17 protein-coding genes are annotated in these 19,475 nt (G+C 71.8%); 6 read left to right on the top strand and 11 right to left on the bottom strand.

Annotation, left to right across the window (positions count from 1 at the left end; all coding sequences use genetic code 11):
- Positions 1–4 precede the first annotated feature (4 nt).
- Positions 5–403 (bottom strand): hypothetical protein, encoded by a 399-nt coding sequence (locus ACRX5S_RS16050; protein WP_436773586.1) that lies wholly within the window; start codon positions 401–403, stop codon positions 5–7.
- A 161-nt stretch (positions 404–564) separates the two neighbouring features.
- Here ACRX5S_RS16050 and ACRX5S_RS16045 point away from each other — a divergent pair, with 161 nt between their 5' ends.
- Together ACRX5S_RS16045 and ACRX5S_RS16040 are read left to right on the top strand one after the other, a co-directional pair.
- Positions 565–1,494, top strand: a complete 930-nt coding sequence (locus ACRX5S_RS16045) for a diacylglycerol/lipid kinase family protein (protein ID WP_436773585.1) — start codon at positions 565–567, stop codon at positions 1,492–1,494.
- A 319-nt stretch (positions 1,495–1,813) separates the two neighbouring features.
- Positions 1,814–2,068, top strand: a complete 255-nt coding sequence (locus ACRX5S_RS16040) for a WhiB family transcriptional regulator (protein ID WP_231778498.1) — start codon at positions 1,814–1,816, stop codon at positions 2,066–2,068.
- Between the two features lie 102 nt (positions 2,069–2,170).
- Here the strand turns inward: ACRX5S_RS16040 and ACRX5S_RS16035 are convergent, their stop codons facing one another.
- Complete coding sequence (locus ACRX5S_RS16035) at positions 2,171–3,631, bottom strand: sensor histidine kinase (protein ID WP_436773584.1); 1,461 nt, start codon at positions 3,629–3,631, stop codon at positions 2,171–2,173.
- A 553-nt stretch (positions 3,632–4,184) separates the two neighbouring features.
- Between ACRX5S_RS16035 and ACRX5S_RS16030 the strand changes: the two genes are divergently transcribed.
- A complete protein-coding gene (locus ACRX5S_RS16030; RefSeq protein ID WP_436773583.1) occupies positions 4,185–5,360 on the top strand; it encodes an 8-amino-7-oxononanoate synthase in 1,176 nt (391 codons plus the stop codon).
- Positions 5,361–5,517: 157 nt separating this feature from the next.
- On the top strand, positions 5,518–6,669 hold the full coding sequence (nagA, locus tag ACRX5S_RS16025) for an N-acetylglucosamine-6-phosphate deacetylase (RefSeq protein WP_436773582.1): 1,152 nt from the start codon (positions 5,518–5,520) through the stop codon (positions 6,667–6,669).
- A gap of 71 nt (positions 6,670–6,740) precedes the next feature.
- Here the strand turns inward: nagA and ACRX5S_RS16020 are convergent, their stop codons facing one another.
- A complete protein-coding gene (locus ACRX5S_RS16020) occupies positions 6,741–7,913 on the bottom strand; it encodes a lysophospholipid acyltransferase family protein (protein WP_436773581.1) in 1,173 nt (390 codons plus the stop codon).
- Positions 7,910–8,749, bottom strand: coding sequence for a GNAT family N-acetyltransferase (locus tag ACRX5S_RS16015; protein WP_436773652.1), 840 nt, complete (start codon positions 8,747–8,749; stop codon positions 7,910–7,912). The genes ACRX5S_RS16020 and ACRX5S_RS16015 overlap by 4 nt, the downstream gene beginning before the upstream one ends.
- Before the next feature lie 647 nt (positions 8,750–9,396).
- On the opposite strand from ACRX5S_RS16015, the gene ACRX5S_RS16010 reads away from it, so the two are divergent.
- On the top strand, positions 9,397–9,753 hold the full coding sequence (locus ACRX5S_RS16010; RefSeq protein WP_436773580.1) for a VOC family protein: 357 nt from the start codon (positions 9,397–9,399) through the stop codon (positions 9,751–9,753).
- Between the two features lie 63 nt (positions 9,754–9,816).
- Here ACRX5S_RS16010 and ACRX5S_RS16005 read toward each other — a convergent pair whose 3' ends face one another.
- Together ACRX5S_RS16005 and ACRX5S_RS16000 are read right to left on the bottom strand one after the other, a co-directional pair.
- A complete protein-coding gene (locus ACRX5S_RS16005) occupies positions 9,817–10,512 on the bottom strand; it encodes an SDR family NAD(P)-dependent oxidoreductase (protein WP_436773579.1) in 696 nt (231 codons plus the stop codon).
- 168 nt (positions 10,513–10,680) lie between these two features.
- Positions 10,681–11,703 carry an aldo/keto reductase gene (locus ACRX5S_RS16000; RefSeq protein ID WP_436773578.1) on the bottom strand — a complete coding sequence of 341 codons (1,023 nt, stop codon included), beginning with the start codon at positions 11,701–11,703 and terminating at the stop codon, positions 10,681–10,683.
- Between the two features lie 138 nt (positions 11,704–11,841).
- Here ACRX5S_RS16000 and ACRX5S_RS15995 point away from each other — a divergent pair, with 138 nt between their 5' ends.
- Positions 11,842–12,729: a LysR family transcriptional regulator gene (locus tag ACRX5S_RS15995; protein ID WP_436773577.1), complete on the top strand. Its 888-nt coding sequence runs from the start codon at positions 11,842–11,844 to the stop codon at positions 12,727–12,729.
- 484 nt (positions 12,730–13,213) lie between these two features.
- On the opposite strand, the gene ACRX5S_RS15990 is transcribed toward ACRX5S_RS15995, so the two are convergent.
- From ACRX5S_RS15990 to ACRX5S_RS15970, 5 genes are all read right to left on the bottom strand, one after another.
- Entirely contained in the window at positions 13,214–14,275 is a 1,062-nt protein-coding gene (locus ACRX5S_RS15990) for an SIS domain-containing protein (protein WP_436773576.1), read from the bottom strand.
- 46 nt (positions 14,276–14,321) lie between these two features.
- Entirely contained in the window at positions 14,322–15,857 is a 1,536-nt protein-coding gene (locus ACRX5S_RS15985; RefSeq protein ID WP_436773575.1) for a glycoside hydrolase family 3 protein, read from the bottom strand.
- A gap of 9 nt (positions 15,858–15,866) precedes the next feature.
- Positions 15,867–16,700, bottom strand: coding sequence for a carbohydrate ABC transporter permease (locus ACRX5S_RS15980; protein WP_436773651.1), 834 nt, complete (start codon positions 16,698–16,700; stop codon positions 15,867–15,869).
- Between the two features lie 5 nt (positions 16,701–16,705).
- Entirely contained in the window at positions 16,706–17,716 is a 1,011-nt protein-coding gene (locus ACRX5S_RS15975) for a carbohydrate ABC transporter permease (RefSeq protein WP_436773574.1), read from the bottom strand.
- Between the two features lie 129 nt (positions 17,717–17,845).
- On the bottom strand, positions 17,846–19,144 hold the full coding sequence (locus ACRX5S_RS15970) for an extracellular solute-binding protein (RefSeq protein WP_436773573.1): 1,299 nt from the start codon (positions 19,142–19,144) through the stop codon (positions 17,846–17,848).
- Positions 19,145–19,475 lie beyond the last annotated feature (331 nt).

Raw genomic sequence — 19,475 nt, 5'->3', positions numbered from 1 at the left:
CCGGTCAGTCCTCGCGCGCCCGCTCGGCCCGCTCCTCGTGCAGGCGCTCCAGCGCCTGGTAGAGGCTCGGCCGGACCAGGATCCCGATGGCCCCGAGGCCCGCGGCGAGGATCAGCACGCCGAACGCGGTGCGCCCGCTGCCGGTGACCATCCAGTACCCGATGCCGAGCACGACGAGGTTGATGGTGATCGCGGGCGACCGGCTCCAGCGCCTTCCGCGGACCATTCCGATCGTGGTCGCGAGCATGCCGAGGCCGAGCAGCAGCAGGTACACGCCCTCGCTGATGCCCTTGTCCTTGTCCACCGGCTCGCCGAACACGCTCGCAATGAGTATGTAGAGGGCGAAGCCGAGACCGATCGCGGTCTCCACCGCGACGATCCCGGTCGCGACCCGGAAGCTCACGGGCAAAGACCGGAGGGGCCCGAACGCGCCGGGCGCGGGAGCGGCGTCAGTCATCACCCCATGAGGGTAAACCGGGGCCCGGTTCACGAGGGAACGCGGCTGGTCCCGGCGGTGCGCGGCCGCCCGGCCGCCCTCGCGCCGGCGGGGCTACCCTGTCGTACATGCGTGCCCTTCTTGTCGTGAACCCCAAGGCCACGACCACAAGCGAACGGACCCGGGACGTTCTTGCGCACGCACTCGCGAGTGACCTCAAGCTCGACGTGGCCACCACGTCCCACCGCGGGCACGCCACGGAGCTGGCCAAGGCCGCCGCGGAAGAGGGCGTCGACCTGGTGATAGCCCTCGGCGGCGACGGCACCGTGAACGAGGTCGCCAACGGCATACTCGCCGACGGCCCGTCCCCCGGACTGCCGGCGGTGGCGGTCGTCCCCGGCGGCAGCACCAACGTCTTCGCCCGCGCGCTCGGCCTGCCGAACGATCCGGTCGAGGCGACGGGAGCCCTGCTCGACGCGTTGCGGTCGGGCCGCTCACGCCAGGTCGGGCTCGGCATGGCCGACGAGCGGTGGTTCCTCTTCTGCGCGGGCCTCGGCTTCGACGCCGACGTCGTCGCACGGGTCGAGGACCGTCGGGCGGAGGGCAGCAAGTCCACGCCGGGCCTCTATGTGCGATCCGCTCTGCGCAGGTTTTACCGAAGCGGTGGCACGAGGCGGTCCGGTCCCCTCACACTGGAGGCACCGGGTCAGGATCCGGTGGAGGGACTGTGCCTCGGCATAGTCCAGAACACGAATCCGTGGACTTATCTGGGCGGTCGTCCCGTGAGCGCGTGTCCGGACGCGTCGTTCGACCTGGACCTCGATTTTTTTGGTCTGACCAGGATGTCCACTCTGCCCACTTTGCGGCACCTCAGCCGCATGCTGGGCACGTCGGGAAAAGCACCGCACGGACGTCACGTGGTGTCGCTGCACGACTGCGCGACGTTCACTCTTGGGACTGAGGAGGCTGTGTCGCTTCAGGTGGACGGAGACCACCTGGGGGAACATCGCAGTGTGACCTTTCGGGGCGTCCCGCGGGCACTGCGTGTGATTGTGTGAGTAGAAGGGCCTCTACGCCTTTCAGTCGAACGTAGAATCCCGTTCACCCCTTAGAAGTAGGGGTGTGACCTACCCGACACCGACGATTCAAAAAATCCTTCGTCAGAGGGGTTGTGTCTACGGCTGAGGTTTGTCAGGCTCTACGTGGCGGGCCGGACAAGCCCCAAAGGCCAATCCTCTCCGCCCGACTCCACCACCAAACCTGGGGACCGACTTTGTCGGCCCTTACGTTGTTGGAGGATTCGTGAAAGCGTTCACATTCACAAGCCGTCACTAGGCGAGGCCACAAGCCCCGCCCGCTTACGAGGAGTTGGACCGCATGGACTGGCGCCACCGTGCCGCCTGCCGTGACGAAGACCCGGAGCTGTTCTTCCCGATCGGTAACACCGGTCCGGCGCTGCTGCAAATCGAGGAGGCGAAGGCCGTGTGCCGTCGCTGCCCCGAAATGGAAGCGTGCCTCCAGTGGGCCCTTGAGTCCGGTCAGGACGCGGGCGTCTGGGGTGGAATGAGCGAAGACGAGCGCCGCGCGCTCAAGCGCCGTGCCGCGCGCAACCGCGCACGCGCCTCTGCCTGATCCCCTGCTTCCGGATCTCCACGGCACCAACAGAACTTCGGCAACGCCCCGGTCGGTCGAAAGACCGCAACCGGGGTGTTGCCGTTTCCGCGTCGGGGGCGGTCAGCCGCGGGTCTTGCGGCGGACCGGGAAGTCGAGGGTGACCACGGTCCCGCCGGACTCCCCCGCGCCCATGTCGAAGCGTCCGCCCAACTCGCTGCCGACCAGCGTGCGGACGATTTGCAGGCCGAGATTGCCGGACACCTGCGGGTCGAAGTCCGGTGGCAGGCCCGCCCCGTCGTCAGCGACCGTGATCACCAGGCGTTCACCGGAACGTGTCGCGGTGATCTCCAGGCTGCCGGAGTGCGTGTCGAACGCGTGCTCCAGGGCGTTCTGCAACAACTCGGTGAGCACCATCGCCAGCGGGGTCGCGGTCTCGGCGACCAGCACGCCGAAACTGCCGTGCCGTGCGGTGCGCACCCGCGGGGCCGAGGCCGCTACCTCGGTGACCATGCTGAGCACGCGGTCCGCGATCTCGTCGAAGTCGACCCGCTCGTCCAGCGTTTGGGACAACGTCTCGTGCACGATCGCGATCGAACCGACCCGCCGGACCGCCTCCTCCAGTGCTGCTCGGGCCTGTGGAGAATCCATTCGCCTGGCCTGGAGCCGGAGCAGTGCGGCGACGGTCTGGAGGTTGTTCTTCACCCGGTGGTGGATCTCCCGGATGGTGGCGTCCTTGGTGATCAGCTCGCGCTCGCGGCGCCGCAGTTCGGTCACGTCGCGCAACAGCACGATCGCGCCGATGCGGGCGCCGCGGGGTTTGAGCGGGATGGCGCGTACCTGCACCACCGCCGCGTTGGTCTCGACCTCGGTCTCGCGCGGCGCCCAGCCGCTCGCGACGGCGGAGATGGACTCGTCGACGGGGCCTTCGGACGGGGCGAGTTCGGCGGTGGTGCGGCCGAGGTGGCAGCCGACGAGGTCGCTGGTCAGGCCGAGGCGGTGGTACGCGGACAGCGCGTTGGGGCTGGCGTACTGGACGAAGCCCTCGGAGTCGAGGCGGATGAGGCCGTCGCCGACGCGGGGCGAGGCGTCCATGTCGACCTGCTCGCCCTTGTACGGGAAGAAGCCGGACGCGATCATCTGCGCGAGGTCGGCGGCGCTCTGGAGGTAGGTGAGTTCGAGCCGGCTCGGGGTGCGGGCGGTGAGCAGGTTGGTGTTGCGCGCGATGACGCCGATCACGCGGCCGTCCCGGCGTACCGGAATGGCCTCGACGCGCACGGGTACGTCGTCGCGCCACTCGGGGTCGCCTTCGCGCACGATGCGGCCTTCGTCGTAGGCCGCGTCGAGCATCGGACGGTCGCCGCGCACCACGAAGTCGCCCACCAGGTCGTCCTGATGGGACGTCGCGCCGGTGTTCGGACGCATCTGGGCGACCGCGACATAACGCCCGTCACTGGTCGGCACCCAGAGCACCAGATCGGCAAACGACAGGTCCGCGAGCAGTTGCCACTCGGAGACCAGCAGATGCAGCCATTCCAGATCGGCCGCCTGGAGGTCCCCGTAGTTGCGGACAAGGTTGTTCATGGAGCGCACAGCGAGAGAGTAACCCCGAGCGGGGGTTTGCCGACGGCGGGTCGGTGAGTGGAGCAGTGGAAGGAGCGCCGCAACGGGCTGCGGGACGGACGTCCGCGGTGGGTTCGGGGCGAGGGTGGCCGGGGTGCCGACGGGCGCGGGGGGTCCGGCCGGAGGCGGCCGGGGGCGCCGACGGGGCCGGGGGCGGCCGAGGCGCTGGCGGGCTGGGGATGCGGCCGGGCCGCCGACGAGCCGGGGATGCGGCCGGGGCGCCGGGGGTGCGGGAGGTTCCGGCCGGGGGCGGCCGGGGCGCGGCGGGCATGCGGAGTGCGGGCGGGCGCGATTCGGCGGTTCCCGGGGACACGAGCACGCCGTGGTGGCCATGCCCGGGTAGAGGCCTCGCTCGCTTGCGGGTGGGGTTTTCCACAGGGGTGGGTTTTCCACAGGGTGGGGGCGGGTCGGGAGGGGGGAACGGGGTGGGGTGAGAAGCTCTTCGAGAGCCCCGGTCGCCCCCGACGGGGTTCCCCGGTCCCTGCCGGGCCGGGATCGCCGTTCGGAGGTCGATGTGTCCGAGAACCACCCCGCCGTGCCGTCCGGCGGACATCCGCTGGACTGGCTGGACATCCGCGAGAAGGAGCGGGTCGCGGCCGGTCTGCGCCGGGGCCTGCGCCCGAGGGCCGCGGAGGAGCCCGGCGTCCTCGACCTCGCCGGCAACGACTACCTCGGCCTCGCGCGGGATCCGCGCGTGTTGGAGGCGGCCGCCGCGGCCGTGCGGGAGTGGGGTGCGGGGTCGACCGGTTCGCGCCTGGTCACCGGCTCCACCGAGCTGCACGCCGCGCTGGAGGCGGAGTTGGCCGCGCACCTGGAGTGCGGGGCGGCGCTCGTCTTCTCGTCCGGATACCTCGCCAACCTCGGCGCGATCACGGCCCTCGCGGGACGCGGCGACCTGGTGGTCTCGGACGCGGTCAACCACGCCTCGATCGTCGACGCGTGCCGCCTGTCCCGGGCCCGCGTCGCGATCACGCCGCACTGCGATGTCGACGCCGTCGCCGAGGCTCTGGCCAACCGCACGGAGGAACGCGCGTTGGTGGTGGTCGACGCGGTGTTCTCGGTCGACGGCGATCTGGCCCCGCTCGCCGAGCTCGCGGCCGTCGTGCGGCGGTACGGCGCGGTGCTGCTCGTCGACGAGGCGCACGGCCTGGGCGTGGTGGGCGCGGGCGGGCGCGGCGCGGTGCACGCCGCGGGGCTCGCGGGCGCGGACGACGTCCTGCAAACGGTGACGCTGTCCAAGGCCATGGGCTCGCAGGGCGGCGCCGTGGTCGGGCCGCGGCGCGTGGTCGACCACCTTGTCGACACCGCCCGCAGCTTCATCTTCGACACCGGCCTCGCGCCGGTCAGCGTCGCGGCCGCGCTGGAGAGCCTGCGCATACTGCGCGAGCGCCCGTCGCTCGCCGAGGACGTCCGCACACGGGCCCGTCAGCTCGCCGACGGCGCCCGCGCACTGGGGCTGAACGCGACCGATCCCGCGGGAGCCGTGGCGTCCGTGCTGATCGGCGCGCCGGACCGGGCGTACGCGGCCTCGGTGCGGTGCGCGGAGGCCGGCGTGCGCGTCGGCTGCTTCCGGCCGCCCTCGGTACCGGACGGCGTCTCGCGGCTGCGCCTCGCGGCCCGGGCTGACCTCACGGACGCGGATGTGTCGCGCGCCCTGGACGTCCTCGCGGGGGCGATACAACACCTCTGACCTGGGACGATCCCTCTTCGACGCAACCCGGCCCACATTGGTCTAGACATTTGTGATTGGTCTGAACCACAATGGTCCGCGTTGCTCTGAACAGGCGCTACCCCGGCGGACGTCGCACCCGCCGGGGTAGCGCACCTTTGAGGGAAGGACCGCGCGCGTGGCCACCATCTCGGCACCCCGGGTGCTCGTCGGCGGCCGACTCGTCGGTCCCGCCGCGCTCGTGGTCGAGAACGGACGCGTGACGCGCGTCGAGGACTCCGTACCGCCCGCCGGGCCGGACCACCTCGCGCTACCCGACGGCATCCTCACCCCGGGGCTGATCGACCTCCAGGTCAACGGCGCCTTCGGTGCGGACTTCGTGGCGGCCGGTCCCGACGAGTGGCGGACCGTGGCGGGTCGACTGGCGTCGACCGGTGTCACGTCGTTCCTGCCGACGTTCATCACGGGTGCGATGGACACCCTGGTCGCCGCCCTCACGCGAGCGCACGCGACCCGGGCGGCGCTGGTCCGCGAGCCGGTCGCCCGGGTACTCGGCGTGCACCTGGAGGGGCCGTTCCTGGCCGCGGCCAAGGTCGGCACGCACCCCGAGGAGCACCTGCGCGAGCCGAAGCCGGAGCTGGTCGACCGCCTGCTGGAGGACGACGCGGTGCGCGACGTCCTGACGCTCGTCACCCTCGCTCCGGAGCTTCCCGGCGGGATCGAGGCCGTCCGGCGCCTCGCCGAGGCCGGCATCAAGGTCTCCATCGGCCACAGCGACGCCACCGCCGCCCAGGTGGCCGAGGCGGCCGACGCGGGCGCCACGCTCGTCACCCACCTCTTCAACGCGATGCGCGGCCTCGGCCACCGCGAACCGGGCGTGGTCGGTGCGGCGCTCACCGACCCGCGGCTCACCCCCGGCCTGATCGCCGACCTGCACCACGTGGTGCCCGCGGTCTGCTCGCTGGTGCTGCGGATCGCGGGGAGGCGTACCGCACTCGTCACCGACGCGATGGCCGCCGCGGGCATGCCGCCCGGGCGCTACCGGCTCGGCGACGTGGACGTGACGCTCGCGGAAGGCGACGTACCGCGCAATCCGGATGGGACGATCGCCGGCTCCGCACTCACCATGGACCAGGCGGTGCGCAACCTCACCGCGCTGGGACACGACTTCGCCGAGGTCGTGTCCTGCGGCTCCACCGTGCCCGCGAACGCGCTCGGCCGCGACGACCTCGGCCGCATCGCGCCGGGGGCACTGGCCGACCTGGTGTGGTGGGACGACGACTTGACGGTGCGGCGTACCTGGGTCGCCGGGGAGACCGTGTACGCATGAAGACGTGGCGGGCGGCCGTCAGCCGCACTGGAGACCGCCCGCCACCCTCCTTCCGCAGACGGCTGCCACCGTCAGGAGGGAACCCCACGGGCGGCGCCGTGTTGGTGGACCGGCGCCGCCCGGTACGTCGTCCGTTCCCGATGCCCGGGCGCTCCGACGCGCGGAAGCCGGTCCCCGGAATGTCCGCTTTTCGGATTGCTGTGGCTCGGATTGCTGTGGCTCGGATTGCTGTGGCTCGGATTGCCGCGTTCCGGATTTCCGTGTTCGGGAGGCCCGGGTTCCGGGCGCCCGGCGGTCGCCAGCATCTCCTGTGCGGCCGTGGCCAGTTCGCGCCGATCGCGACACTCCCCCGGCGCGATCGCCCGCAGGACGCGCGTCTCGGCGACGATCCCGCGCACCCCGGCCACCCGCCACATCGAGGACGCCAAGGTGTCCTCACCGACGAAGGCGGCCTCGCGTGCCGTGGCACCGTCCGACCGCACGTAGCCGAGGAGGACGGGTCGCACGGCGGCTCCGGCGTCCAACGCGGCCTGGAACACCGCGCGGCGGAACGTCCCCTGGCGCACGCCGCACCACGTGCTGCCCTCGGGGAACACCCCGACCGAGGCCCCCGTCCGCAGCGCCGCCGCGATCGCCGCGACGTCGCCGGGCAGCGCACGCGGCCGGTCACGCGCGACGAAGACCGTGCCGCCCCGGGCGACGAAGCGGCCCAGGACCGGCCATTGCCCCACCTCGCGCTTCGCGACCATGCGCGAGGGGCGCACGATGGCGAGTACGGCGATGTCCAGCCACGAGATGTGGTTCGCGACGAGCAGTTCGCCCGGGGGCTGCGGGCGGCTGTTGCATGTGCCCCCTTCGCGCCGCCCGTGGCGCAACAGGGCCGGGCGCGCGGCCTTGGCCGCCGCCGGCGTCCCGGACAGAGTCGCAGTCGCGCCCGTCTCCGGGTGCACGTCCCCCGCTCCCACCCCGAGACCCGGCTCGTCCCCGTCCAGGACCCGCACGCGCACCCCCAGCGCCCTGAGGGTGGTACGGGCCCACGCGCGGACCAGCGCGTCCCGCACCGGCGGTCGCATGCGCGCGACGCCCGACGAGAGCGCGACACCCGCGACCACCACGGCCACACACGCCAGGCAGCGCAGCACCCGGCGTACGAGGCCCACGGCACGCACCGCGTCACGCAGGCAGACCTCCGGCGTACACGGCGAGGCCGGCACCCACGAGGGGCTTGCCGCCGGGTGGTTCACGCCGATTCCAGGGCGAGGAATCTGCGGAGGTAGCGCGGGTCGGTGCGGCGCAGCGACAGCAGGACGTAGAAGTCCGCGACCCCGAAGTCCTCGTCGTACGCGGGCTCGCCGCACACCCACGCGCCCAGTCGCAGGTAACCGCGCAGCAGCGGCGGCAGCGCCCGGGGCGTACGCCCCGCCTCACCCGCGGCGGCGGGCGGGGTCCAGGGCCGGTACGGCTGCACCCGGTACTCCTCCGGCGCCGTGTACTTGCGCCGTACGGCCTCCCGCACGTCGGCCGCCAGCAGCCCGCCGTCGTCGAGAGGCACCGAGCAGCACCCGGCGAGCCAGTTGTGCCCGCTCGCGACCAGGTAGCGCGCTATGCCCGCCCACATCAGCCCGATCACCGCGCCCTCGCGGTGGTCCGGGTGCACGCAGGACCGGCCGACCTCGACGAGGTCCGCGTGCAGTTCGGCGTGGCTGCCGAGCGCGAATTCACCGGCCGCGTACAGCCCTCCGGCCTCGCGGGCGCGGTCGGGCGGCAACAGGCGGTACGTCCCGACGACCGCACCGCTGGAGTCCTCCCGCACCACCAGGTGGTCGCAGTGGGCGTCGAACGCGTCGACGTCGAGCCCGGGTTCGAGGCTGTGCAGGTCCGCGCCCATCTCCCCGGCGAACACCAGGTGCCGCAGCCGCTGCGCGGCCCGTACCTCGTCCGCGTCGCGGGCCAGGCCGACGCTGTAGCGCGAAGTCGGAGCCGGGGCCGGCGACGGCGCCCGACGTACGGCCGGACGCACGGACGCGGACGGCGTGTAGCCCCCACCCGGCACGACCCGGGCGGCGGCCGCCGAGACCATCGCCGACGCCGACGCGCGGGCGGCGAGGACCTGGGCTGCTCCGGAGTGGTCGGGGAGTTCGTACGCCGTGCCGGGCATCGAGTACGCGGCCGCGGCCGGGGCACCCGCCGGGCCAGGGAGGGCCCGGGTCCGGTGCTCGGTGTCGGCGGGCGGTTCGGGCGCGTCGGTGACGGGGTCCTTCGTCGTTCCAGGAGCAGGCGCGGTCATGGGGATTCTCCCGAACCCGGCGGGCCGGCCGGGGCGTCGGCGGATCGCGGTTGCGGCTCCGCACTCCCTTGATGGCGGGCGCACCTGGAATCGGCGTGGCCGCTGTGGTGCATACGAGTGTGGGACGGCTGAAAACTTGCGCAAAAGACCATCGAACTCTGACAAACCATCCGGCACATGAACGCTCGCCCGGAGACCCGCGCCCCTGCCCTGGGCTCAACCCGATCCGGCCGATCCGAGGTCCGATCCGCAGCCCGTCCCGAGCCCGCGCCAAGCCCGATCCGCAGCCCCTCCCGGACCCGCACCAAGCCCGTTCCGCAGCCCGTCCCGAGCCCGTTCCACAGCCCCCTCCCGGGCCCCGCCCCGCGGGTGCACCCCCAACACACCGCGTGCCGCCCGCCGCTCCTTGACCCCCGCGGCAGCCGGTCTAAGCTCGGCGAATGACCTTGCAATGGGAACAGGTGATCGTCCACTGCGCGGATCCCGCGGCCCTGGGGCAGTGGTGGGCCGAGGCTCTGGGCTGGGTCGTGGTGCAGTCCACCGAGGACGAGTTCGAGATCCGCCCGGCGCCGGACGTCATGCCGGGGCTGGACTTCGTCCGGATGGAGGGCGAGGCCAAGAAGTCCAAGAGCCCCCTGCATCTCGACTTCCGTCCCGACGACCAGGCCGCCGAGGTCGCCCGCCTGGTCGCGCACGGCGCGCGGCACGTCGACATCGGCCAGAGCGACCAGTCGTCGTGGGTCGTGCTGGCGGACCCCGAGGGCAACGAGTTCTGCATCCTCGGCCAACGGCGCTGACGCGGCGGAGCGGTACGCCGCGGCCGTGGAGGTTCGCGGCGTCCGCTCGTCCCCCCACGCGCACTACCAGGGCAACGGCCGCCCGTCGCGGAAGAAGCCTCCGGTCGGCCCGTTGTCGGGCAGCGTGGCGGCCCAGACGATCCCCGCGGCCCCCTCGCGCACCGGGCGCCCGCCCGGGCCGCCCATGTCCGTCGCGACCCATCCCGGGCACACGGCGTTGACGAGGATCCGGTCCGGCCGCAGTTCCGCGGCGAGCATCCTGGTCAGCGCGTTCAGGGCGACCTTCGACGCGGTGTACGCGGGGGTGCCGCCGCCCATGTTCGTCAGGGACGCCACCTCGCTCGACACGTTGACGACACGCCCGTGCCGGCTCCTCCGCAACAGCGGCAGCGCGGCCTGGACGAGGCGCCAGGGCCCGTACAGGTTCGTCTCGGCCGCCTCCCGGACCACCGCGAGGTCCGCGTCCACGGCCCGCTGACAGATGTCGTAGTGCACGGCGGCGTTGTTGACCAACACGTCCAGGCGCCCGTGCCGGTCGCACACCCGCTCGACGGCCCGGCCGACCGAGTCGTCGTCGACCACGTCCAGGACCAGCGGGTGGACGTCGCCGCCCGCGAGCCGTGCGGCAGCCTGTCGGGCGGCGTCCGCGGACCGCGCGGACAGCAGCACCGTGTGCCCCCGGTCGGCGAGCTGCCGCGCCACCTCGTTGCCGATCCCCCGGTTCGCCCCCGTCACCAGCGCCACCGGTGCCGCCGCCATGAGCGCTCCTTGCCTTCCTGTCGAATCGAAGCGTCGTCCTGGCCCAACCTCCTGACCGGGCCTCCTGACCGGGCCTCCTGATCCGGCGCCGTCCTGGCCCGGCCTCGTCCGCGCCCGGCCCCGGCCCCGTGTCCGCAGCCGGTGCCGTTCGCGGCCGGTCCGTCCCCGTCAACCGCGCCCGTCGACGCGGACCGCCGACTCGCCGTACACGTACGACCGCGTCGCCGCGATGAAGTCCTGCGGGAAGCCGAGCGCGAAGTCCACCGCGGCATCCAGGCGTTCCACGGCCTCCGCGGGCAGTTCGAGGCCCACAGCGCCCAAATTGTCCTTGAGCTGCTCGGCGGTCCGCGCGCCGATGATCGGGTGTACGGCGCGCGACCGCGCCCGGGTCCACGCGATGGCCACCTGCGAAGGCGACGCACCGAGGTCGTCCGCGACCTCCTGGACGGCGCCGGCCGCCGCGTGGTCGCGTTCCGCGAGCGAGTCCGGGTTCACCCGCGTCACGGCCTCCCCGGTGCCGCCCGGGCGTGTGAACTTGCCCGACAGCACGCCGCTCGCCAACGGCCCCCAGGCCGCGACGCTCATGCCGAAGGCGTCGGCCATCGGCAGCAGTTCGCGCTCGACGTCGCGGTTGAGCAGGTTGTACGGCACCTGGAGCCCGGCGAACGGCGTCCAACCGCGCCACTCCGCCAGGGTGTTCGCACGGGAGACGACCCAGGACGGGGCGTCCGAGATGCCGACGTACAGCACCTTGCCGGCGCGCACCGCGTCGTCGAGGGCGCGCATGGTCTCCTCGATCGGCGTGTCGCGGTCCCAGATGTGCACCCAGTAGATGTCGATGTAGTCGGTGCCCAGGCGCCGCAGGCTGGTCTCCAGCGACAGCCGCAGGTTCTTGCGGTGGTTGCCGGCCGCGTTGGGGTCGCCGCCGTCGCGACTCAGGGTGTACTTCGTGGCCAGGACGAACCGGTCGCGGCGGCCCTGGAGTATGGGCCCGAGGATCGTCTCGCTGGCCCCGTCGCGGTAGTTGACCGCGGTGTCGATGACGTTGCCGCCGGCGTCCTCGTAAGCGTCGACAATGCGGCGGCTCTCGTCGGCCGACGTGCCGACCGTCTCGGGGTCGCCGAAGGTCATCGCGCCGAGGAACAGCTCGGAGACCCGCAGGCCGGTGTTGCCGAACAGGCGGTAGCGCATAGCCGGTACTCCTCCGTGCGTCTGTGGATGCGTCGTGCGAACGGGGCGGCGGGCCCGCGTCTGCGGCGGAACCTGTCCCGGTGATCCTCGCGGGAATCTCGGCTGCGCGTCCAAGACCGGTCGTGATAGCCATCGGTTATGGATGTGCACCTTCGCGACCTGCGCTACTTCGTGGCGACCGCCGAAGAGCTCAACTTCACGCGCGCGGCCGAGCGGTTGTTCGTCTCGCAGCCCGCGCTGAGCAAACAGATACGCCAACTCGAAGACCATTTGCGGGTACGGCTGTTCGAACGCGACAAGCGGGCCGTCTCGCTGACCGCCCCGGGCGCCGCGCTGCTGCCCGCCGCACGGGCACTGCTCCAGGACTGGGACGAGGCACAGCGCACCGTCGCGGACGCCGCGGCCGCGGAGGCCGCCGTGCTCACCGTGGGCCTGTCCACCAGCGTCGGCCGCGGCCTGCTGCAACGGGCGCGCGAGCGCTTCGCGGAGCGGCGGCCGGGGTGGACCGTCAAACTGCGGCAGATCAACTGGGACGACGCGACCGCGGGCCTCGCCACGGGCGAGGTGGACGTCGCGCTCCTGTGGCTGCCGGTGCCGGGCCAGGACGACCTGAACGTGTACGTACTGGCCACCGAGCCGCGCTGGGTGGCCATGCGCGACGACCATCCGCTGGCGACCCGCGACAAGGTGGCCTTCGGCGAGCTCCTGAACGAACCGTTCCTCGCGCTCCCGGCCACCGCGGGCCCGCTACGCGACTACTGGCTCGCCGTCGACGAACGCGACGGCCGACCACCGCGCATCGGCGCGACGGTGGCCAACGCGGAGGAGACCTTCGCGGCCATCGAGGAGGGCAGCGGCATAGTCCTCCTCGCCGAGGGCAACGCCGCCATCTACCGCCGCCCCGGCGTCACCACCGTCCCGGTAACCGACCTGTCCCCCTGCGAACTGGCCCTGGCCTGGCCCCAAAAGGACCACCGCCCAGTGATCCGAGACTTCATCAACGCCCTGACCCACACCGGTCCCTGAGCCCCGAACGCATATAGGAAGCCAGTACGCCGCCCACCATCCACGGCGAGCGGTTTCCCGCACCACCGCCGGCATTTCCCCGGAGCCGCAAGGGCGCCACGTGGCCCCGGCAGCGCGGCCGAGCGAGGAGCGGGTGATGCGGGACCAGGCAAGCACCAAGCGGGTGAGCAGCCTGGGGGCGACCCGGGGAGGCACACAACCCGCTCCCCGCGCCGCCCGCCCGGTCTCACCACTGCCAAACGTGCCGCCGCCGACCGCACGGGCCTTACCTCGCCCTCCCCGTCGAACCACCGCGGCCCCGCCCTCGGGAGGCGGGGGCGGGGCCGGGGTTTCGTGACCTGGCGATGGCTCGGGGGCGTCAGGGGCGAGGCACTCGGGCGACGGAGTCGTTGGGTCTCGGTGACCTTGGCCAAGGCTCGGGGCCCCGGCCGGGGTTCAGTGGGTCTCGGTGACCTTGGCCAAGGCTCGGGGCCCCGGCCGGGGTTCAGTGGGTCTCGGTGACCTTGGCCAAAGCTCGGGGGGCGTCCGGGTCCAGGCCTCGGGCCATGGTGATCTCGTAGGCCAGGAGTTGCAGGGGGAGGATTTCGAGGATCGGCTGGACCTCCTCCGGGACCCCGGCCGGGAGGGCGAAGCCGGCGCTGGCGCCGGCGACCTGGTCGGCGGTGCCGACGACCATGAGGTCGGCGCCGCGGCCGCGAAGGCGTTCGAGGACCGGTTGGAGGGCCTCGCCGCCGCGGCCGTCCGGGACGACGGCGATGACGGGGCTGACGTTGTCGACCATGGCCAGCGGCCCGTGCAGGAGGTCCGCGCCCGAGAACGGCTGGGCGGGGATGTAGCTCGTCTCCATGATCTTCAGGGCCGCCTCGCGCGCGGTCGGGTAGCCGTAGCCGCGCGAGGTGATGACGAGGCGCTGCGCGAACCGGTAGCGCTGGGCGAGCGCCGCGACCTCCGACCCGCGGGCGAGGATCTCCGCCGCGTACTCCGGCAGCCGCGCCGCGTCCGCTCCGTCGCCGCCGCGCAGCCCCTCGACCAGGAGGTACAGGGCCAGCAGTTCCGCGGTGTAGGTCTTCGTCGCCGGCAGCGCCTTCTCCGGCCCTGCCAGCACGTCGATGTGGAACTCGGACACCGCGGCGAGCGCCGAGTCCGCGTTGTTGGTGACCGCGAGCGTGATGGCCCCGGCCTTGCGGGCCGCCTCGGTGGAGGCGACCAGGTCCGGCGACCCGCCCGACTGGCTGACGGTGACGACGAGGCAGTCCGACAGGTCCGGCTCCGCGCCGTACGCCGTCGTGGTGGACATCGAGGTGAGCCCGGCCGGCTTGCCGAGCAGCACCTCGACCAGGTACTTCGCGTACAGCGCGGCGTTGTCGCTGGTGCCGCGCGCGGTGAGCAGCACGAATCTCGGGCTGCGGGCGGCGATGGCGGCGGCCGCCTCGCGGATGCGCGGCGCGCCCTCGGTCAGGATCCGGCGCAGTACCTCCGGCTGCTCGGCCATCTCGGCGGACATGATCCCGCCGCGCGGCGCCGCGGCTTCGGTGCTCGCAGACATCTGTGTGGTGCCTTCCGTTGGTTCCCGGTGGGACAGCTCGGCTGGACTACGCGGTGCCGGCCGGGTCTGGGCCGGGCTCAAGGACCCGCCCGGTCAGTGTCTCCGCGGCGGCGATGCCGCACACCCGCGCGGCGCCGTGCGTGGCGATGCGGGTGAGTCCCTGCGCGTCCCCGTACGGAAGCCCCATCTCCACCACGACGGTGTCCGGCCGGACCGCGACTATTCCGGCCAGCATGTCCGCGGCGGCGACGTTGCGGTGCAGGTCGCGTACGACGACCACGAGCTGCCGTCCGTCCGCCGCCGCGAGCTGCGCGTCGACCAGGCCGAACGTGGTCATGCCCGGCCGCGCCACGGTCGTGCCGGGCACCGCCTGGGCCAGGTACGCGCCGACGCCCCACGGCGTCTCGTCCCCCACCGCGATGTTGGTCCGGGACGTCAGCTCCAGCACGTGCGCGGGGGCCGTCACCGGGGTCAGCGGGCCCTCGACCCGGACCGCGCGCCGGGCGGCCTCCAGGCCGACCGCGTGGTCCCCGGGCTCGCCGCCGCGGTTGGCGTTCTCGCGGGTCCAGGCCGCGAGTTCCGCGACGCGCGCGGCGGCGTCGGCGAGGCGCTCCTCGGACAGCCGACCCTCGCGGACCGCCGCGACGATCGCGTCCCGCAGCAGCAGCACGGTGCCCTCGTCGCACAGCCCGCCGCCGACGCAGACCGCGTCGACCCCGGCGGCGAGCGCCCGCACGGTGCCGTCGGCGATGCCGTAGGTGTCGGCGATGGCGCCCATCTCGATGCCGTCGGTGACGATCAGGCCCTGGTAGCCCATCTCCTCGCGGAGCAGGCCGGTCAGGATCGCCCTGCTCAGCGTCGCGGGGTACTCGGCGTCGTAGGCCGGCAGCACGATGTGCGCCGACATGACCGCCTTGGCCCCGGCCGCGATCGCGGCGCGGAACGGCACCAGGTCGCGGGCGGCGAGCAGTTCGCGGGACGCGTCGACGCGCGGAAGGCCGAGGTGCGAGTCGACGGCGGTGTCGCCGTGGCCCGGGAAGTGCTTGACGCACGCGGCGACACCGGTGGCCTGGAGGCCCTCGACGTACGCGACGGTGTGCCGGGCCACCAGGTCCGGGTCGGCGCCGAACGAGCGCACGCCGATGACCGGGTTGTCGGGGTTGGCGTTGACGTCCGCGTCCGGCGCCCAGTCGAAGTTGACGCCGCAGCGGGCCAGGTCGCGCCCGAGGCCGGTGGCCACCGCCCTGGTGAGGGTGGTGTCGTCGACGGCGCCCAGGGCGAGGTTGCCGGGCCACGAGCTGCCCTGCCGCACTTCGAGGCGGGTGACGTCGCCGCCCTCCTCGTCGATGGCGACCAGGATGTCGTCGCGTTCCTTGCGCAGCGTCGCGGTGAGTGCCGCGAGCTGTTCGGGCGACTGGACGTTGCGGCCGAACAGCCCGACGGAGCCGAGTCCGTCGGCGACGTGGCGGCGCAGCCAGTCGGGGGCGGTCAGACCGGCGAAGCCGGGTTGCAGTACGGCCAGGGCGAGGCGGCCGAGATCATCGGACCGGCGGGTGGACCGGCTCGTGGACTGGTGAGTCATGGTGTGCGCTCAGCCCTTCACCGCACCGGACGTCAGGCCGCCGGTGACTCTGCCTTGCAGGATCAGGAAGATCAGCAGGACGGGCAGCATGAACAGCGTCGCCGCCGCCATGGTGGCGCCCCAGTCGACGGTCAGGCCGTTGCTGAACTCGTTGAGCCAGGCCGGCAGGGTGTCCTGCTTGGGGTCGGCGAACAGCAGCGTGTTGGCGAACGCGAACTCGTTCCACGCGGTGATGAAGCCGAACAGCGAGGTGGACAGCAGGCCCGGGGCGAGCAGCGGGAAGACGACCCGGCGGAACGCCCCGAAGCGCGTACAGCCGTCGACGCGCGCGGCCTCCTCCAGCTCGACCGGGATGTTCGCGAGGAAGCCGCGCAGCGTCACGATCGAGAACGGCAGCGTCATCACGAAGTAGATCGCGGTCAGGAAGGGCAGCGAGTTCAGCAGCTCCTGGTCGCGGCCGATCAGGAACATCGGGATGATCAGCGCCTCCCACGGCGCCATCTGCGCGATGAACACCATGAGGATGAAGGGCGCGCGGCCCTTCCACTGCATGCGCGCGACGGCGAAGGCGGAGAAGCACGCGACGATCAGCGCCAGGCCGACGCCGCCGACGGCGACCATCAGGCTGTTGCGCCAGAACTCCCAGAAGTTGTCGATGTCGACGGCGTTCTTGAAGTTCTCGAAGGTCACCGAGGTGGGCAGGAACTTCGGGGTCTCCGCGCCGATCTCCTTGGCCGGCCGGAAGGCGGTGAGCACCATCCAGTAGACCGGGAAGATCATCACCACGAAGACGATCAGCGCGGCGATGTTGAGCGGGACCCGCTTGAGGACTCGCGACTTCAGGGGCGTCACTTGTCGGCCTCCCGCTCCTGCTTGAACAACTGACGGAAGTAGAAGACGAGCATCGCCGCGAGGATCAGCACCGTGACGGTCGAGATCGCGCCCGCGACGCCGTAGCGCTTGAGCTGCATGCCGGTCTGGTACGCGTACACCGGCAGCGTGGCGATCTCCGAGATCGGGCCGTTCTGCCCGGCGATGGCCCAGATCTGCGCGAAGCACTTGAAGATCCAGATCACCTCCAGGGAGGTGACCAGGAGGAAGATCGGGCGCAGCATCGGGAAGGTGATGGAGGTGAAGATCCGCACGGGTCCGGCGCCGTCCAGGCGCGCCGACTCGTACACCTCGTCCGGCACGGTGGTCAGGCCCGCGTAGATGGTCAGCGCCGCGAACGGGATCGACTGCCACACGATCAGCAGGATGACCACGGTCATCGTCGACTTGCCGTCGGCGAACCAGGTGTAGTCCTCGAACGAGTCGAAGCCGAGCTTGACCAGCAGGTAGTTGGCGACCCCGTTGTCCGAGCGGAACATCCACTTGAAGACGGTGGTGGCCGCGATGATCGGCATGGCCCACGCGCACACCAGGCCGATGAGCACGGTGACGCGCATGACGCGGCCGAGCTTGGTCAGCATGAGGGCGATCAGCGTGGCGGCCACCATGATGGCGACGACGTTGATGCCGGTGAACCAGAAGCTCCGCCAGGTGACCGTCCAGAACTCCGAGTCCTGGAAGATCTCCTTGAAGTTGTCCAGCCCGATCCACTTGCCCGACAGGCCGAGTGTGAAGTCGCGGCGGCCGTACTCCTTGAAGCCCAGGATCGCGTTCTTCGCCACCGGGTAGGCGAGCAGGAAGACGACACCGAGGATCGCCGGGGCGACCATCAGGTACGGGCTGATGAGCTGAAGGGGTCCGCGTCTGCGGCGCGGGCGCTTGTGGGAGCTTGACCCACCTGCCGGTGCGTCGGTCCGCGGGGGCTGCGTGGGCGTCGCGACCACCGCGTCGGCCTTCGAGGCTGACACAGGTGCCTTCCCGTCGTTCGGTGTCGGGTAATCGGGCCTGAGCCGGTCCCGCCGGAGATATCCCCGGCGGGACCGGCCGCATGGTGCTGTTCAGTCGATCGGATCAGCGGGCGACCCGGTCGGACCGGGTCAGCTCGGGGTGTTGAGCACCTTCGCGATGGCCTCGTCGGCCTTCTTGCCCTCGGAGTCCGGGTTGCCGCCGACCAGCACCGCGGTCAGGTACGCCTTGATCGGGTTCGACTCCTCGACCGCGGCCCAGTTGGTGGTCGTGGTGGCCGGGATGACGAAGCCCTTCTGCGCGCCCAGCGCCTGTGCCTGCGCACCCGGGACGCCCTCGAGCGCGGTGACCTGGGTGGTCTTGCTCGGCACGTAGGTCAGCGCCTTGGCGAGCTTGACCTGCATCTCGTCGCTGTTGAACAGCTTGATGGCGTCGTACGCCAGCTCCTTGTTCTTGGACTTCTCGGGGATGAAGAGGTCCGAGCCGCCGGTCAGGGTGGCGCCGGGGGCCGAGGCGTCCTTGCCCGGGATCGGGAAGAAGTCGTACTTGTCCTTCAGCGCCGGGTTGGCCTTGACGACCGTGTCGAGCTCACCGGGGACCGCGATGAACTGCGCGATCTTGCCCTCGGCCTTGGCGACGGTCTCGGGCTGCGTCTGCTCGTCCGCGTCCTTCGGGCCCTTGCCGTTGGCGGCGAGGTCCTTGTAGAAGTTCACCGCGGCGGCGCCCTGCGGCGTGCCGATGTTGGACTTCCACTTGTCGCCGTCCTTGGTGGTGAGGTCGATGCCCTCGTCCTTCAGGAGGCCCGCGTAGAAGTACCAGTTCTGGCCCGGCAGGTAGATGCCCTGCTGGTCGCCGGTGTTGAGCTTCTTGCTGATCTCCAGCCACTCGGCGCGCGTCTTCGGCGGCTGGACGCCGGCGGCGGCGAACGCCTCCTTGTTGTAGATCACGACGCGGTTGGCGGCGTAGAACGGGATGCCGTACTGCTTGCCGTCGAGCTTGCCGGGACCGGCCAGACCGGGGATCCAGTCCTTGCCGCCCAGCTCGTCGACCTTGCCGCTGAGGTCCATGACACCGCCGGAGGCCGCGTAGCCCGCGATGTTGGTGTTGCCGGCCTCGATGATGTCCGGTGCGTCGTTGCTCGCGAGGGCGGCGGTGATCTTCTCACCGATGCCGTTCCACTGCTGCACCTGGATGTCCACGGTGGAGCCCGGGTGGTCGGCCTCGAACTTGGCCTTGAAGGCGGCGTTGAACTCGTCGTTCGTCGACCCCTTCATCACCCAGATGGTGACCTTGCCGGTCTTGCCCGCGGCCGCCGGGGCACTGCCCGACGCGGCCGGCTTGTCCTTGTCACCGCTGTCCGAGCTGCCGCAGGCGGCAACGCCGGTGAGCGCCGCCGCGACACCCGCCGCGACGAAGAGACGACGCTTCACACCATCCTCCTCAGGATGCTTGGTACCGCTTGCCGTGGTTTCGCGTTTCCCCGCTTCAGACCCGTCGTGAGGGACCGGGCCTTCAGGATCCGCCTGGGGGGAAGGTGCTTTGCGAACCGGGACGAGGGTTGCGCGGTGACCACCAATGGTTTAGACCATTCCGGAGGTTGGCATAGACCAATTGGGGTGTCAAGGTTCCGCAGAAGTCCTGCGGGCAGCCGTTACCCGACCGACATCTGAGCCGCGGTCCGCCCCGATCCGTGCGGCCCGTCACCCGGGCCGGGCCGGTCGTGCCACGATGGGGACCGAACGTGTCAGGAGGGCACAGGTG

Origin of the sequence: Yinghuangia sp. YIM S09857, from assembly GCF_051388915.1 — a bacterium.
In the GTDB taxonomy this organism is placed as follows: domain Bacteria; phylum Actinomycetota; class Actinomycetes; order Streptomycetales; family Streptomycetaceae; genus Yinghuangia.
The sequence above is the reverse complement of the archived record's forward strand: the minus strand, read 5'-3'. Positions and strand labels throughout refer to the sequence as shown.